The sequence below is a fragment of the Sphingomonas sp. CFBP9019 genome (genome assembly GCF_034045155.1).
GTDB lineage: Bacteria > Pseudomonadota > Alphaproteobacteria > Sphingomonadales > Sphingomonadaceae > Sphingomonas > Sphingomonas aerolata.
The window spans coordinates 65,015-81,248 of sequence record NZ_JAXCWK010000007.1; the positions used below are offsets into that span (position 1 = coordinate 65,015).

The 16,234-nt window shown below is 59.7% G+C and carries 14 protein-coding genes; 2 read left to right on the top strand and 12 right to left on the bottom strand.

Annotated features, from left to right (window positions below):
• Positions 1 to 5: 5 nt before the first annotated feature.
• From SOM18_RS18270 to SOM18_RS18300, 7 genes are all read right to left on the bottom strand, one after another.
• Positions 6 to 1,118 (bottom strand): transferrin-binding protein-like solute binding protein, encoded by a 1,113-nt coding sequence (locus SOM18_RS18270; protein WP_320482128.1) that lies wholly within the window; start codon positions 1,116 to 1,118, stop codon positions 6 to 8.
• A gap of 322 nt (positions 1,119 to 1,440) precedes the next feature.
• Complete coding sequence (locus SOM18_RS18275) at positions 1,441 to 3,027, bottom strand: DNA polymerase (RefSeq protein WP_320482129.1); 1,587 nt, start codon at positions 3,025 to 3,027, stop codon at positions 1,441 to 1,443.
• Positions 3,020 to 4,720 (bottom strand): RNA-directed DNA polymerase, encoded by a 1,701-nt coding sequence (locus tag SOM18_RS18280; RefSeq protein WP_320482130.1) that lies wholly within the window; start codon positions 4,718 to 4,720, stop codon positions 3,020 to 3,022. The genes SOM18_RS18275 and SOM18_RS18280 overlap by 8 nt, the downstream gene beginning before the upstream one ends.
• A 119-nt stretch (positions 4,721 to 4,839) precedes the next feature.
• Positions 4,840 to 6,369 (bottom strand): hypothetical protein, encoded by a 1,530-nt coding sequence (locus SOM18_RS18285; RefSeq protein WP_320482131.1) that lies wholly within the window; start codon positions 6,367 to 6,369, stop codon positions 4,840 to 4,842.
• Complete coding sequence (locus tag SOM18_RS18290; RefSeq protein WP_320482132.1) at positions 6,366 to 7,184, bottom strand: hypothetical protein; 819 nt, start codon at positions 7,182 to 7,184, stop codon at positions 6,366 to 6,368. Before SOM18_RS18290 ends, SOM18_RS18285 begins: the two co-directional genes overlap by 4 nt.
• A 567-nt stretch (positions 7,185 to 7,751) precedes the next feature.
• Positions 7,752 to 8,246, bottom strand: a complete 495-nt coding sequence (locus tag SOM18_RS18295; RefSeq protein ID WP_320482133.1) for a nucleoside deaminase — start codon at positions 8,244 to 8,246, stop codon at positions 7,752 to 7,754.
• 58 nt (positions 8,247 to 8,304) lie between these two features.
• Positions 8,305 to 9,765, bottom strand: a complete 1,461-nt coding sequence (locus SOM18_RS18300; RefSeq protein WP_320482134.1) for an aminotransferase class I/II-fold pyridoxal phosphate-dependent enzyme — start codon at positions 9,763 to 9,765, stop codon at positions 8,305 to 8,307.
• Between the two features lie 214 nt (positions 9,766 to 9,979).
• On the opposite strand from SOM18_RS18300, the gene SOM18_RS18305 reads away from it, so the two are divergent.
• Positions 9,980 to 10,174 carry a ComEA family DNA-binding protein gene (locus SOM18_RS18305; protein WP_133021352.1) on the top strand — a complete coding sequence of 65 codons (195 nt, stop codon included), beginning with the start codon at positions 9,980 to 9,982 and terminating at the stop codon, positions 10,172 to 10,174.
• A gap of 1 nt (position 10,175) precedes the next feature.
• On the opposite strand, the gene SOM18_RS18310 is transcribed toward SOM18_RS18305, so the two are convergent.
• The 4 genes from SOM18_RS18310 to SOM18_RS18325 form a co-directional block, all read right to left on the bottom strand.
• Positions 10,176 to 10,526, bottom strand: a complete 351-nt coding sequence (locus tag SOM18_RS18310; protein ID WP_093401120.1) for a response regulator — start codon at positions 10,524 to 10,526, stop codon at positions 10,176 to 10,178.
• A 91-nt stretch (positions 10,527 to 10,617) separates the two neighbouring features.
• Entirely contained in the window at positions 10,618 to 11,967 is a 1,350-nt protein-coding gene (locus tag SOM18_RS18315; protein ID WP_414712141.1) for an HWE histidine kinase domain-containing protein, read from the bottom strand.
• Positions 11,968 to 12,225: 258 nt separating this feature from the next.
• Positions 12,226 to 12,690, bottom strand: coding sequence for a response regulator (locus tag SOM18_RS18320; RefSeq protein ID WP_192191643.1), 465 nt, complete (start codon positions 12,688 to 12,690; stop codon positions 12,226 to 12,228).
• Positions 12,690 to 13,790, bottom strand: coding sequence for a histidine kinase dimerization/phosphoacceptor domain -containing protein (locus SOM18_RS18325; protein WP_320482136.1), 1,101 nt, complete (start codon positions 13,788 to 13,790; stop codon positions 12,690 to 12,692). Before SOM18_RS18325 ends, SOM18_RS18320 begins: the two co-directional genes overlap by 1 nt.
• 419 nt (positions 13,791 to 14,209) lie before the next feature.
• Between SOM18_RS18325 and SOM18_RS18330 the strand changes: the two genes are divergently transcribed.
• Positions 14,210 to 15,547, top strand: a complete 1,338-nt coding sequence (locus tag SOM18_RS18330; RefSeq protein ID WP_320482137.1) for a S41 family peptidase — start codon at positions 14,210 to 14,212, stop codon at positions 15,545 to 15,547.
• Between the two features lie 201 nt (positions 15,548 to 15,748).
• Here SOM18_RS18330 and SOM18_RS18335 read toward each other — a convergent pair.
• Positions 15,749 to 16,234, bottom strand: a 486-nt coding sequence (locus SOM18_RS18335; RefSeq protein WP_320482138.1) for a PAS domain-containing protein, incomplete at its 5' end; no start/stop codon positions are given.

Here is a 16,234-nt window from a genome sequence, read left to right on the forward strand (position 1 = left end):
GCTCACTACTTTTTCACGCCTATAAAACCGCCGAGAATATCAATCCGCTGATTTGGTATCCCGCCTACAATCCGGAAGTTGCCGCCGACGTTCTTCGCATCCGGACCATAAAACGTACCGTCGATCGAGCTCGCACCTGCGGTGGCCGTACCCGCACTGACAGACGTGAAATCGATCGGAGTAGCCGTGCCGTTGCTAGAGAAGGCGGCTGAAGCAAACTTGCCGCTAAAAGCTGTCGAGGCTGATGTCCAACCGGCCGAGCCAGCCGCAGTGAAGCTTGAGCCGGAGGGCACACTTAGCGCAGAATCCGCCACAGGCTTATTCTGAACGAATGCAGGGCCGACTTTGCCAGAAAGACTCAGCGAAAGAGTGCGTTTCGCAAAGTCCACTTCTACCGCACTTATTCCTTCCAGCCACTGCTGCACCCGAGCTGAATTGCCTTGCTGAGCGATCATGGTCGCCAGGAACTGGCCGTCGAAATGTGCAGCCCCCTTCGTCGGCGTTTGCGTGGTCGTAGAACGCGTTCCAAAAACCAGCACCCCTTGTTCGGCCAGAGACGAGCCATCCTCACTTGCCTGGCTTCGCTCAAACCCCGCGAGCGAGACAAATGATCCGCTGCTATTTGGGCGTTTGTAGAAAAAGGTCAGCGGAACGGTGCCATCAAGAACATGAAGATAATTGAAGCCGGCCAATAGTGGTACTTGGCGTTCTACATTATTGGCATCCGCTGTCGTCCGGTGCCCCGGGTCTTGGAACGTGATGTTTCTAGAAACATTTGCTTTGCTATCTGCGATCGTCATTACGAAAACCCCGTCACGGGGGTCATAGCTGATCGTTCCCGAGGGGGCTTCAACGGTACTTGCGTTGCCTTGGTAAAGCGACGAGCCATCCGCGTTGACTGCAAGCGAATGCACGGCACCGACGGCGTCAAACTTTGTTGCCGTAGAAACGTCGAAAAGATTGGTCTGCGTGCTATTTGGCGTTTGCGTAGGTGTGGGGGTTGGCGTCAACGAGATCACAGCCCCACCTGGTGCGGAAGATCCTATGGAACTGACGTTTCCGCCGGCCCCGCCACAAGCGGCGAGCGGTAAGGAAAGAGCAATAATTACAGCGCGCATCGGAAACTCCACGGGCAAATCACAACGCCGGAGGTACCGCGTCATGATTAACAATCTGTCATTGTTGAACCCGGTCGCGGTACTTAGCCCGGCTTCGAGAGAGCTCACTAACCGAACGGGGCTGGATGCCTCGCTGAACGGACAACGGCGGCAGACAACGGATTTCTGGCGGTTTTGACTGGGACGGCTTCAGCGCGGTCGATGACATTCATGAGCAGGCCATGGACGGAATTGGAACGTCTAGTTCTGGTGGAAACCGGCCTGTCCGCTTCCGGGCGGTGATTGCCGTGAACAGCCGTTCGTTCAGGCGGTGAGGCAGGGGCTACAAAGCGGTGCTTCCAGGTGCCGCGACGGGAGGGTCGCGCTCCGCAAAGTCGCTGATCGACGCCTTCCCGGTAACGCGTCCGCCGAGCACCTCCGTCATGACGCGCTCGAATGCGTCGACGACCCCGGCCGGCGTCTCGGTCAACGTGTGCTCGAACAGCAGAGCATCGTGCATGGGGAGGACCACTCTCAGGTCGTCCATGGCGGCGACCGCCAGCAGCGCACGCTTGAAGATCAGCGACGCCGTCCCTTGGACCACCTGACTGACCACCGATCGCTGCTCCTTGCTAGTTAGTTGGCCACTGCCGCTCCGTCGATAGTGGTTGCCGAGGATGGTGGTCACGCGGCCAGTGCGTCGAAAATCGGCCCAGATGGACTTCTTCCAGTCCTCGTACCGCTGGAAGAGCCGGAATGCCTCCTTCGCCTTCGGTCGGTCTACACCGAGCGAAGACGCCGCGTCGACAAGGGCCTTCCGGCTCATCCCGTAAGCGTAGGACAGGAAGAGTTGCTTTGCGGCTTTGCGGTTGCCGACGAGACCGAGATGCGTGTTGGCGAACAGGTCGTACATGTCGCCCGCGGCGTAAAGGTGCTTGAGTTCCTCGTCACCGGAGAGTGCGGCCATGATGCCGACCTCGAACTGGTCGAAGTCGACGTAGCTCAGTTTGGCGCCCTCGTGCGGGCCGATGATGGACCGGTATCGCTTCGGGATGTTCTGGAGGCTGGGGCTGCGCAGCTGAACGCGTGAAGTGCGCGAGCCGAAGACGTCGACGACCGGACGCGTGATGTTGCTGGACAGGGTAAGCGAGCCGAGCACGCGACGCGCGGTGTCGAGCGCGAGTAGTGCCATGGTGTCCCCGCCAAGGTCGCGGTCGTGCGGTACGAACTCGAGAAGATACTCGACCGAGACCTCGTCCAGCTCGAAGCCCTCGCGCAGCAGCTTCGCCTCTATGGAGCGCCTGCTCGGCGTTTCGAGCGGCATGTCGTGCTTGGCGGAGTAATCCTTGATCGAAAGGAAGTACTCGTGCTCCGCTTGCGCCCGCTTTTCAGAAAGTCCCGCCGTGTCGATCGCGATGCCCGCCGACATCGCGAGCTGGAGCACGCGGTAAGCGGGCACCTCGATGCTGAAGAAGCGCTCGAGCTCGCCGTCAGCGGCGGCCCCTTCGCAGAGGTCGAGATACATCGCCGCCATCGCCATAGCGGCCTTGGCCGCAACGCCTTCCTCGAACGGGACGCCCTTGTTGAACATCTTCTGGTAGGTGTCGCACACCTCCTGTTCCGCACCATACCGGCCGAGCTGCGTCGTAATGTCGCGCTTCTCGCGGGCAAGCCGGTCCTCGGGGACGCCGCTGGTCGAGATGCGGAACTCGTCTAGGTCGACGATTGTGTCGGGTAGCGTTCCCGTAATGTCAAACAGCGCGTCGCGGATCATCCAGAAGTCATGGCAGACTACGGTGCCCGCGAAGCCCACGACGCCTGCGGCATTGGTCTCTTCGAGCTGGCCGTCCCCGAACCAATAGAAAGTGTCCGCGCCCCTTCCGGTAAAGTCCTTGATAAACAGCATCAGCCTGGACGCCAGGTCAATCATAGCCGCTGACCTCGTCGACCAAGTTCAGGAGGTCGGTGCTCTCGCGGACGGCGAACGGCAGGCCATCCGCGTTGCAGTGACGTTCGGCGCGACCGCTTGTGCCCTTGAGGTAAATCGGGACATGACCGTACAGCGGCCGCAATGGCTCTTGGTCGAGCACCGCGGAGGCGATCAGGAAGTAGCGGGCGTTCTGATATGGTAGGGTCTCGAACTCCCCGACACACTTCTCGATTAACGCCTTCTCGTCTACGCAGCGCAGCCAGATCAGGATAGCTGCCGCCTCGCCCGACTTGATGTCCTCCCGCAGCTTCCGGTCGGCCAGCGCGACCAATTCCTCGGACCGGTGCTTCCGCACCGCAAGCAGCATCCAGATGTTGTAGTTCTGCCAGTCGTGGATGGCGCCGTCCTCGGCGAGCAGGAACGCCTCGAGCGCCGGCAGGCAGCGTCCGTCCCGGTCCAAGGTGGCGATCAGGCGGCAGTATTGGTCCGTCGTGACCGCGTGCTCGGACAGCGAGCGAGAAAGGGTGTCGAGCAGATTTACCGACAGCGCGTCGCCCACGTCGAAGAGGCCGGACTCGACGATCTTCGCGACGCGGTTTACCGCGAAGCGAAACGTCCGCGTCTGCGAGTCCCCCGCCGCAATGCAGCGGCTGAGTATCTCGAAGATATATGTGACCGACTTGGTCACGATGCGCCGGCTGCGTGACTGCCACATCTGGTTGATGGCGATCGTCGAGCTGTCCTGCGAAGGGAAGAACTCCGCTAGTTTCGTTCCCGTCACGTCCGGCGCTAGGATCTCGGTCTTGTTGGCGTTGATGTTGAGGCCGACCTTCCGCAACTCCCTGATGAGGTCCTGCAAGGCGCGCCGAGCATGGAGTTCAGAGTTGGCGATGACCCGGATGTCGTCAACGTAACGGTAGTAGTCGTAGCCCTTTCTCGTCATCTCCCTGTCCACGAAGGACAACAGGATATTCGACAGGAAAGCTGAGGCGTCGCGGTTCTGCGGCAGGCCATGGTCCCGGCTGAACGTCCATTGGGTGAGCAGCCGGTCGAGCGTGGCAATGGCATTGCGTATCTGCAACTTCTCTGGCCCGGTCGCGGCGACGTCCGGAACCGCCTTTTCAAGCGCGTCAATGATCTGGACGCGCGAGACGTTTTCGAAGAAGTTGCTGAGGTCGGTGACTAGCAGGTGCCGACCGGACCTGCGGAAAGTAAGCGTCACGCCCTCAAAGGTGAACCAGCGGTCGATCTTATTCTTGAAGAGGTATTTCGCATCCAGCGGCGACGGCTCGTAGCGGTAGCTGAGAACCCTGTGGCCGAGGAGCGGGTCGTAGAACGGGATGAGGAAGCTGCAGATCGCTTGATAAACGAAGCGGTCGAAGAAGTCCGTCTCCAGACCGTAGCGTTCGCCATAACCCTTCTTAGGGATGTTCCGGACGACGCTGCGCGTGCCCTTGTATACGCCGTTCCATTCCTGCAGGAGTAAGATGATGATCTGCTTGGCCTCGGCCGGACTCTTGAAAAGATCGTCGTACTGCAGGCAATCGAAGTACCAGTCGTCTCGCATGTCCTGGCGTAGGTGCTTTAGCACGAGGTCAAACTGGACCGGGAAGCCAAGCGCCTGACCGTTAAGCCAAAAAGCCGGATTGAGCACGTAGTCGGTTTCCCCGCCGACCTTTTCAACGCTTTCCACCCGAGTAATTCCTCAGTTTCGCTTGATTTGGCCCCAGACCTTGAAGCGGTCTAGCGCGCCTTGACGGGTTCGTCAGTAACAGGAGAAATCTGCGGACTACATCCAAGCCGGCGAGTGTCCTAGCCCATCAGGCCGACTGACATATCTGTGATGTTGCGCGGGTCGATTACGATGCTGAGATCATGGGCATTGGCTCGCTCGGCCGCATAGGCTTCGAGATCGGCGACAGCAGAGCGAATATCGAGCAACTCGAAATTTGCTGACACGAAGCGCGACGAAGCGGGATCGGGCCGGACCAGTCTCACCTTTACCGCGAAGGTGAAGGCCGCGCCGCCAAAGGCGAGCGTGTTGAAGAAAAGCGCGTCGACACCCGATTCCAGATCGAGACCGTCTATCGTGTCGAACTCGAGCGTCGCGATCGGGTGCGGGTTGCACAGGATGTCTAGCCCGCTTTGTTCGGCCTTGGCATCCCACACCGCACGCAACGGGGCGTCGCCACCCGGGCTGACACCGGCCAGCGCAAGGGCGTCTTTCCAGCGTTCGAAAAACCGCAAAAGTCGCGGCAAGTCCTCAGGGTCCGGTCCGTTAAGGCCCGGCGCGGGCAAGACCATGCGCGTGCCCTTGAATTCGAGCTCGATCGAGCCATCGCCTGCAGCGAGATAGGTAAGCGCGCGCAGCAGCAGGATCCAATCGTCGATGCTGTGGCGATCTTCATAGAAATGGCCGACCGTTTCGACTTCGAGGCCATCATCCTTGAACACGGCCGTTAGCATCGGATGGCGGATGACCATCAGCGGGGCCCCTTCGATCGGGGGCGGCGCGAAGGCTTCGCATCGGAACACGGCGGCCGGGTCGCGGGGGCCGCTGCGAACGATGATCTCGCAGGCGCCGCCCATCGGCAACTGGATCGGAAACTCCTTGACCCCGTCGAACATCGTGCCCTTGTACGGCAACAAGATGTCGAAGCGCCGCTCATAAGCGTCGAGTTTGATCGGCTTGAGCGGTGCCAACCCCGAGATCATCTTCATGAAATGATCCTGGTTCTCGATCCAGACGATGGCGTTCGCCTCGATGCCGCCATCGTCGGGGAAACCGAGAGTGGCGAGCTGATGGCGCTTGCGATTGCCATAACCGGCAACGTCGGCGGGGCTCGTTACATCCAGGGCCTCCCGGAGGCCATCCGGTGTTGGTTTGAAGGGACGCCCCTTGCGATAGTCGAACGTGATCTTGATCCGATTGGTGTCGGTTCGCCCGGCTTTCTCGACACGACGCAGGCGTTTGAGCACGCGCGCCAGCTGATCGTCGATTAGGTCGATCACATAGCCCATCTGCGCTGAGCCATCCGCGCGCAGCTTGAAGACGACGATCGCCGCAGGCGCGGCATCCTTGGCCAAGCGATCGACGGACGACAGGCGGGCCGCAACCGTTTGCTCGCTGCCGGCGGTCGACTTGACCTGGACCTGGCATACGCGCGGCAGACGCTTGTCGAGGCTCGTCGCCTCGGAGGCGTGCATTGGAAACTCGACCCGAAAATCCCATCCTGTCCGGTCCCGGCTGCTCGGATTGGGGATGAGCTGCGCCTGCGAACACAGCAGGCGAAACAGATCTTCACCGGCATCGCCGAGCTGTTCGGACGTCAGCCTTGTCATTGGACCGGACCGCGCTCGAACAGGCGCATCAGCAAGGTTGTCGTCAGCAGCACGATGTGGAGGCGGAAGGTGGAATCATCCTCGTCGGAAAGACCCGGGTGGGGGCCTTCGGGATGGAGCCGTTTCACTAGGCCATTGATGAAGCCCCGGCCGTCATCGCCCCATTCGTTGAGCGGCACGCTCAGAAAGCGGTGGATGGCAAGTTTGGCGCGACGCGGCTGGCCGGTCGGCAGATTCTTAGCGTCCGGGTCGATACGCTCAGCAATGCCGTCAAGAAGCGCATCGAGGAAGGTCCGGATCTGGCCGTTTGCGCCAGCCCAGTTCGCACGGGCATGCGCGTCCACCGCCTGCTCAAGATGGGCCTTGGCCGTATCAAGGTTGAACTTGGTCAAAAGGCGCACGAGGTCGGACTCCGTAGCCGGCAGGCCAAGGTCGGCAGGCAAGCTACGACGGAGCATCCCACCACTGACGGTGAAGCCGTCCATTTCGAGCGCGCGCAGAAAGGTTGCTTCCGCTTCTGTCGGTTCTGCAGGCTGCGACCAGGGATGGTCGGTCTTAGCCGGCAGCAGTTTCGCTGCGCGCTGGACGATGAGCGACATCGAGGGTTCGCCGTCCACGGCCAGGTCGGGTCGCTGATCGATGAGACGCTTAAGGTCGCTCATCCGGTTGCGCAGATTGGTGGGCTCGTTGCGGACCTGAGAATAGATCTGTGGTCCGGCTTCATCGAGAAACGCAGTGAACATCGCGTGCGTCCACTTCGCTTCGAGGAGATCGAGGGCCGCGATCAGGCAGCGCCGCGAATATGTGACGGCCATCGCAGACATTCCCCTTGTTCCTCAGCGTCTGACTGCACTGGCGACGCGGGGACACTGTCAATGTATCTGGCGGTCAGCCGTGCGCCATGCGCCGCCACAAAAGACGACCTAGCACGAAAAGCTTATGGCGTAGAACTGGGCGTGGCCAAATCATTTGGTTCGAAGCACGCTCGCACGAACTTGCCTGCGAGGACGGTCGGGCTAGGCGCAGCGCGCCTAGCCCGGGTGCCTCAAGCGCCGTGTCCGGATAGATCGTTGCCATCTCTTTAAGATAGGCGAGGTACGTGACGGTCTTCTGCGATGCGAGCTTCGGCATGGCGGTCTGATACCAAGGACGGGTGGCGACGCGCCACCGTCGCTACGCGGCAAGCCCGTCTCGATGAAGATCATGCTGCAGATCGTGTCACCGAGACGGCTTAGATTCCGTATGAACGAGCGACCGCTTGTGGGAACGCGACGGGGTGGCCTGAACGGCGGTTTGTGGGTCGTCGGGGCTGCTTCGAGGAGGCTTTGCGTTACCCTCGCGCTCACAGCCGCAAACGGTCGTGCCTATGACATGCTGTGTGCTTATAGGTTGGCCTGTTCCTCTTTATTTAAGTCAGCATCAGGACCGTAATAGAGTTCAGCGCACGCGTCGCGCAGGCAGCCACCCTCGATCTCGATATCGTCCCGATAGGCGTCCTCGATGAAGCCGAGAGTGTCGACGTGCTTTGCCTCGAAATACATCGGATGAACATCGTTGCGACCAGCACCGTAAACGACGCGGCCGACTTTCGACCAGATCGATGCCATCGTGCACATCCCGCAGGGCTGGAGTGTCGAGTATAACGTCGCCCCGCGCAGCTCCAGTTCTCCGGTTTGCTCACAAGCACGACGGATCGCCATCATCTCGGCATGAGCGGTTGCGTCAGGCAACTCCTTGGTCTGATTGCGTTCGGCGGCAATCACCCTCCCGTCTAACACGATGACGCATCCAAGCGGGGAGGTTGAGGGATCGGACCCTTTGGAGCGCGCGACGTCTATCGCCATTTGCATCCAGTGTTCGTCGGTATCGGTCTGCATTGCGGCTCCACCTAGTTGCAGTTGCTGTTAGATTTGGCGTTTCGATCCGGTTGCTGCGTCAGCTCTGAACCACCCTGACGGTCGCTTCTGTGGGATCGACCGGATCCATCACGAAAGCCCCGGCATCACGGTTCGCGACAAGCCATGCGACGTGTGCGGCAGTGATGCGCTGGCCCGGCACCAGTCGAGGTACGCCGGGCGGCGCGGGCGCGATCATCTCGGCTGCGATCCTTCCCTCAGCCGCCTCGTAGGCAACCATCTCGGCTGAGCCGTAGAGTGCCGCAGGCCCGGGCATCGCCATGTCGACGGACAGGGTGCCGATCCCGGGCACAGAAGAGATTGCCGGTAGGATGGAGGGATCGGAAGCGAGCTGCTTCACGATATCCCGCAAACCACGGACGAGCTTGCGGAGATCGGACCTGGTTGTGCCCAAGGACAGAACAGCCAGAATATGCCGGGCGTCGGACAGCCCCATGCTGATCCGGTGATGCTTGTAGAGCCAGTCGTCGATCGCATACCCTGCTACGCCCAGCGCCGAGACGTCGATCAGCACTTTCGTGACGTCCAGACTGGCATCTGGCGGCAAATGATCATGACCGAACACGCGCAGGGGGGCTATACCGGCAATCTTCCTGCGGACCTTCTCCGCCAGCGCAATGACGCCGTTCCACATCTGCTCCCCGTTCAACGCGTGATCTCGCCGGGTCGCGTCAAGCGTTGCTAGGATCGGTACCGATGGGCTGGTGGTCTCGAACAGCTCATAGGCCATCCACAATCGCTGGCGATCGATCAGGTCGCCCTTGGCGACGATCACCGATCCCTGCGCGAGGGCCCCCATCGTCTTATGGGCGCTGTAGACGGCGGCATCCGCCCCCTTGGTCAGCGGATCGTCAGGCAGTCCTTCACAAAATGCAAACGCACCACCCCAAGCGGCATCGACGATCATGGGAATACCGTGATCGTGACAGACAGTGGCGAGTGCCGCGATATCGCTCGTCACGCCGTAATAAGTTGGGCTGACGACGATGAACGCCTTGGCGGTTGGATTGGCCGCCAAGGCGGCGTTCAGCGCCTGCGGCTCAACACCATGCTCAATGTCCCATTCCCCGTCGATCTGGACCGGCACGATGGCGGCATTGAGCCCCGTCGCGAGCGCGTAGGTACGCTCGGCCTTGTGGGCATTCGCCGCGACCAGAATGGTGTCACCTGGTCCGGCGACCGAGGCCATAACCGTGTGAAGACTCTGGGTGGATCCGCCGGTTACAAACCGGCAGAAGTCGGCATTCCAGGCCTCCGCCGCGATCTCGTGCGCACGTTGAAGGGCCAGCTTGCCTTCGGTACGGTCGTCGAGCCCCTTCGGCGTCAGCACGTCGGCTTGGAAAACGCGCTTGCCGAGCAGTGCCTTCATCCCGCCAGGAATGGCTGCACCCTGGTTGTGGCCCGGCGCTCCAAATCCGATGACCGGCCTCTTCTCGATCGCCGCCAACGCATCGGCCAACGGCGCACTCTTCTGATCCATGCCGAACCCTCTCCTGATCGAGTGGGTGAAACGCATGGATACTGGAAAGCCCCTCCACGTTGGTTGATCTTCTTTATCAAACAAGCAGTTATCCGCCGAAGGCGGACATGAATCAAACCTTCCGCCTAGCTGGCTAGGGCGCTCATCGATAGCAAAGCCCTTTCCAACATTCCGTCACCAAGGGTACGAAAGAGGAAGAGCTATGAGGAACGAGATGCCGATCAACGTCAACGCGGCGAGTGCGGCGGAGTTGGACGCCATCCCGGCGTTAGCGGGGCACGGGTTCGAGATCGTCCGCTATCGTGAGGAACGTGGCGGGTTCAGTGACCTGAGACAACTTGATGAAGTACCCGGTCTTACCGGTAAGGCCGATGGGGCGACTGCTTCACTGACCGTCGGCGATTGCTGACTCAGGCGGGCGCCAGACTTTGGAACGCCGCAATAAGAGCCTGTTCGTTGATCGGTTTGTCGAGAACGATCATCGATGGCCGACTTACATGGCATGCTTCGCGCGTGCCGGTCACGAAGATCACGGGCGTCGGCCCATGCTCCAAGATGATGGCTTCCACCGCGGCAGGGCCGGTACCGGCTGAGAGATTGACGTCGGACATGATGATGGAGGGAGGCCTCAATCTCGCAGCATCGATTGCCTCATCTTGCGAGGCAGCCTGATCAAAGGATGTGCCGCCAGCCCGCTCGATCAGCTGGATGATGTGATCGGCGATGAGGAAATCATCCTCGATGACGAGCACATGGCACATATGACAGATCCCGATAAGCTGAGCTCTTAACCAATGTGGTCACGCAATGGGCCCGCCACGGCGTTAATAAATGTCAGACAAGGTCGAGAGCTCAGATCGGCGCTTCGATTGCGAAGCGAACACCTTCCGGCAAATATTGGATTTCCGCCTTGCCGCGGATGTGGCGTGATAGGACGCGCTCAATCATTCTCGTACCAAATCCAACACGTGTTGGCATAGCGACGATAGGTCCATCCTGCTCCGCCCAGGAGAAGGTAAGTCGGCGTTCGGTTGCATTGCCGTTCAGGTCCCAGCGTATGCTCACCTGACCCTCCGGTACCGAGAGCGCCCCATATTTGATCGCATTGGTCGCCAGCTCGTGCAGTGCCATAGACAACGCGAGTGTCACTTCCGGGGTCAGCCGTATCGTCGGGCCGACAGCGGAAAACCGTCGACCGTTGCTATCCATGAACGGCGCCAGCACCCGCTCGACAATCTCACCGATTGCCGCGCCTTCGATCTCGTCCTTGAGCAGCAGTTCGTGCGCAGACGCGAGGCTAGCGATGCGGCCCGACACCGCATCCCGAGCCTCAGCAAGGGACCCAGCATCGCGTAGCGTCTGACTGACAACGGCACTGACCGTCGCAAGTGTGTTCTTCACGCGGTGGGTCAGTTCATGGGCCAAAACCGAACGTTGCTCCTCGGCGAATTTGCGAGCTGAAACATTGCTCGAAAAGCCCGAAACTGCCAACGGTGTGCCATCCGCACGGCGCTGCAGCGAGCCTTGGGAATGGATCCAGCGTTGCTCGCCTTCAGGTGTTAGAATGCGGTATTCGACGTTATACCGCGTGCCATGTTCAATAGCGCTGTTCAGCGAGTTCGTGAGGAGGTCTCGATCCTCTGGATGAACGCATGCCAACATACCTTCTATCGACAACTGTTCGCCGACAGGCCGGCCAAAGTTCGTCAGGCAACTTGGCGAGTAGCTGAGCCGCCATTCCGGCAGGTCGATGGTCCAAGTGCCCAGTCCGCCAGCATCGAGCGCAAGTGCCAGGCGGGCCTCTCGTTCGGCTAGCGCAACTTCGCGCTTCGCAAGCTCGGCACTCAGCGTGTCGCGGTCGCGTTCCAACTGCAACAGCCCGTGCCGCTCGAGTGTGACATCAAGCTGAGATGCCACAAAGTAACGTAGGCTGCCGGTCGCGTCATGCACGGGCGCGACCATGAGGCGGTTCCAGAACGGCGTGCCATCACGACGGTGATTCAGCAGGTCGATATCGATCGGCTCACGGCGAGCAATCGCGTCCTTCATGCGTCGGACGTCGGCCTGATCGGTCAGCGGTCCCTGCATGAAACGGCAGTTCCGGCCAACGACCTCGACCGCCGAGAACCCTGTCAGAGCCTCGAACGCCCGATTGACGTAAACCAGCGGGTTATCCGGTAGCGTTGGATCGCTGACGACCATCGGCGTAATGCAGTGATCGAACGCCGCAACGAAGGGGTCATGCTCATTTAGGCGAGACGCAAATGCGTCGACAGCCTCGCGTACGACACCTGAGGCATCGTGCGGTCGAATAGGCGAAGGCGGGAGTGGCTGACGGTCCAAAGCGGGAACGTCCTAGCGGTAAGACGTTGATGGATCAACGTAATCGAAATTATGCATAACTTCTGTCATCTGTCCTCCCACTTCGTGAGGCCGTGGATTGTCGCTTAAACCCGGAAATCAGGGACTGGTCTCGGACCACTCTGCGGCAAACGCGGGCGCTGCAATGAAGCTCGCTGGCTGCGGGGATACGGGCGGCGGATCGCAGACACCCTCTTCAATGTAGCGCATTGCGGACATCAGACCATTCCGGGAGAAGGGCTTGGGTATGACGCCATGGCCACCGGCAAAGTCGGCTGGGATCTTGAGTGGGTTTGCAGTGACGAAGACGACTATCGCGTCCGCCCATCGCTTCCGGATCAGCGCACAGACATCCAGGCCGCTGGTGCCTTTCGCAAGCTGTATGTCGACAAAAGCCAGGTCCGGATGGAGATCGCCTGCCAGGTCTTCAACTTCGTAGAGAGACGCGGCCTCGCCGACGACACGGTGACCGGCGTCTTCGATCATCGCTTCAATATCCATCGCCAAAAGAGCTTCGTCCTCGACGATCAGCACATTCAACGGCGGTTTGGCACGTCCACTCATTAATCGTCCACCGGGAATGAGAGAGATACACGAACACCGGGGGCGGCGTCGGACCATACGACGTCGGCCCTGACTTGCTTGGCGAGGCGGGAAATAAGCATTTTGCCAATGCCGTCCGGCTGAACGTCATTGCTGGCAAGCCCATGCCCATCATCGGTGATTTCGATCAGGGCATTATTGCCTTCTAGGGCGGTGCGGACGGAAATCGTACCCGCTCGCCCGTCGGCAAATGCATGCTTGATGGCGTTGGTCGCTATTTCGTTGAGGATCAACCCAAGCGATGCCGCTCTACTGGACGGCACCTCTATTTGCGAAATGTTCGAAACAAGCTTGATGTCGTTGCGTCGGCTGGCACCAACGACGTCGCTGATTAGATTTTCGGTAAACGCCCCGACATCGAACCGGGTGACGTCGTCCGACTGATAAAGACGGCGATGCACTGTCGCCAGCGCATCAACCCGTTCGAGCATGGTTTCAAGTTTTGATGAAACGGCCGGGTCAGATATGCTCCGCGCCTGCAAACGCAGAAGCGAACCGATCATCGTAAGGTTGTTCTTTACCCGGTGGTCGACTTCGTGAAGCAGCAGAGTTTTCGCATCTAACGCGGCCTCGAGGTCTGACGTGCGCGCCTCGACTTCCTGTTCGACCAATAACTTCTGCTTTGAAATGATAGTCTGGGCTTTGACGCGGTCAGTAACATCAAGCTGGGAGGCGAAGAAGAATACAACCTTACCGGCGTCATTGCGTACAGGGCTCAGATACAACGCGTTCCAGAACGTAGATCCATCCTTTCGATAGTTCAGAAGGTCCACGGCAATGTCGGTCTGGGCGTCGATTGCCCGACGCACTTTAGCCACCTGCTCTCGGTCGGTGTCGGGACCCTGCAGGAAGCGGCAGTTACGGCCAATGATTTCACTTCGGTCATAGCCCGACAGCGTTTGAAAGGCTTCGTTGCAGAAGACGATCGGGTTATCGGTCTGCGCGGGGTCCGTAATGACCATAGGCATTCGGGTAGCCCGAACAGCCGCGGCAAAAGGGTCCGCTCGTCCGTGCTCGTAACCGAGCGCTTCCGTCAGATGCCAATCGTCCCGCTGCTTCATCACGCCTCCGTGGAGCGTGCCGACCAGCCGAACTCCGTGCCGGGACTAAATCGTTTTGATCGGCTTCCGTTCCGCTGAGAGATCGAGTTCGTCTCACTAAGGCATGGCCATTGGGCGGCATGGCTTGCGCGTACAAAGCCTCTTTGAGATTGAAAATCGGCGACCCGTCTTGCAGGCTGGAAGCTGAACGAATGGCAGAAGTAGGGAAAGCGAAAACGGCTCATGAGTGTCCGCTTGTGGGTCTGGCCGGAAGCAGTAGGGCAGGGCGTGTTCGCCCAGTTGTAGCCGTTCGAATGCTCATCGGCCTTGCCTGGTAGGCGACGTTCCGACAGTCTGTCGAATTGAGGGTTTGGTACTGACTAGCCGCCTAGACTGGTCAGACGTACGCCGGCCCAAACTGTGTTAAGGGGGGGCTGCTGATGTGCCGTCGACGCAATGTGATGTTGTGGGCGCTTTCGCTGGTTCTTCCCTTGGCGCTGCCCGCTGCAGCACAGGTGCCGACCCATACTCTGGCTCCTGCTCTCGACGCCGCCGGACGTCGCGCGATTGTAGAAGAGTTCGCTCGCGCGATGCGCGACCATTACATATTCACTGAGCGGGCCGAGCAAGTGGCAAAGAGGACGACCGACGCGCTTGCTTCAGGCAAGTACGACGATGCCAGAACGGCGGGAGAACTCGCGGCCCGGTTGTCCGCTGATGCATCCATCGTGACCCACGACAAGCACCTTAGCGTGTTCTCGATGCAGGAGCCGCGACCGCCGCGAGGCGACGGTCCACCGGCTGAGATGCCCGCCGCGGACGCCGGAGTGACTCGCGCCGACATCCTAGCGGGCGGTGTTGGATATATTGAAGTGATTGGCTTTCCACCAATCAGTTTCTCCAAAAGGGCGGTTGACAAGGCAATGACCTCCCTCTCAGGCAGTCGTGCTCTGATCATCGATGTCCGCCGGAACGGCGGCGGAGACCCGGGGGCCGTTTCATACCTCGTCAGCTTCCTGGTTTCGCCTGGCCGGGCGATCAATGACATCGTCTCACGCGTGGCAAAGACGACTGAAACAACGCGAGAAAGCTACCGATCCGTTCGCACACCGGTGTCCTTCTTCGACATCCCTGTCTACGTTCTCACCAGCAAAACGACCTTCTCTGGCGGTGAGGAGTTCGCCTACGACATCCAAGCGCTCAAGCGAGGAACGGTGATCGGGGAGACAACAGGGGGCGGGGCCAATCCTGTCGGTCCGATCGATATCGGTCACGGTGTTATCGCCATGATTCCCTCTGGCAGAGCGGAAAATCCGGTCACGAAGACCAATTGGGAAGGCGTTGGTGTTCGGCCAGATGTGTCCGTTAATGCGGAGAACGCACTTTCAGCGGCGCTGGCGAAGGCAGGATCAAAGCCAGTCGCCGATATCGCGGCAGCATCTACAAAAAGGGTTTTTAGCCCGCGAACAGCCCAGCTGCCTGGATCAGACGCAGCAATCCGCAGGCTTATCGGCGCGATTGCAAGCGGAGCTACGATCCAAGACTTTGTGACCCCCCAGCTCGCTTCCGAGATCCAGCCGCAGATCACTCAGAACCGGACTGAACTCGCTAGTCTCGGCCGATTACTCGCGGTCGACTTCTGGCGTCCTACCCCGTTTGGTGGCGATGAGTTCAAGCTCACGTTCGCCAATGGACGGCGCAAAACGATAGTGTCGCTAGATGGTCAAGGGAAGATTGCGGGCATGCTCCCATTAGCTCCGTTAAGTCCGGCTGAGTAAGCGCCAGCCCGTCGAACGGCTTAAACTCATTTGCATGAGCAAGGTTTCCGGCAATTCGAGCGTTTCGCCGGTCGTCCCGAAACGACGTCATTGTCGGGAAACTTTTCTTTAGCTGACCCTGGCGACTGCTTTATGAATGAGCGCCTGAAGTTGGGGAGCGGAAAGGCTCTGCTAAGTGTCCGATTATGGGTCTTTTTAACTTTAAACCGAAAGATCGGTGCTATGTTGTAAAAGCTCCTGCTGCTTTCGATCATCAATATCGATGTTGATACCCAGCCACCTGACGATCTGTCCGTCCTTGGCGCGCAACGGGACGGCATGCACACTCATCCAACGGTACTGCCCGTCCTTCCCTCTTAGCCGGTACTCCGCGTCAACCGCTTGCCGATCGTGTACGGTCTCACGCCACTTTTGCATCGTAGCTATTCGGTCGTCGGGATGGATTGCGGTTAGCCAACCATATCCTTTCCAATCGTCATAGCTTTGACCGGTATAGGCTCGCCAGCTGGGGCTGTCGGTCTCAATAAGACCATCCGGCGCACTCTCCCAAGTTGTTGCGGCGATGCCGGTAGCGGCTAATCGTTCATACGCTTCGCCATCACTGAGCATGTCGTGCGCGACCGAATGGCTGTCTGTGCGTCCTTCCGCGACCGAGACGTAATCAATCGCATCACGTTGTTTGGGACT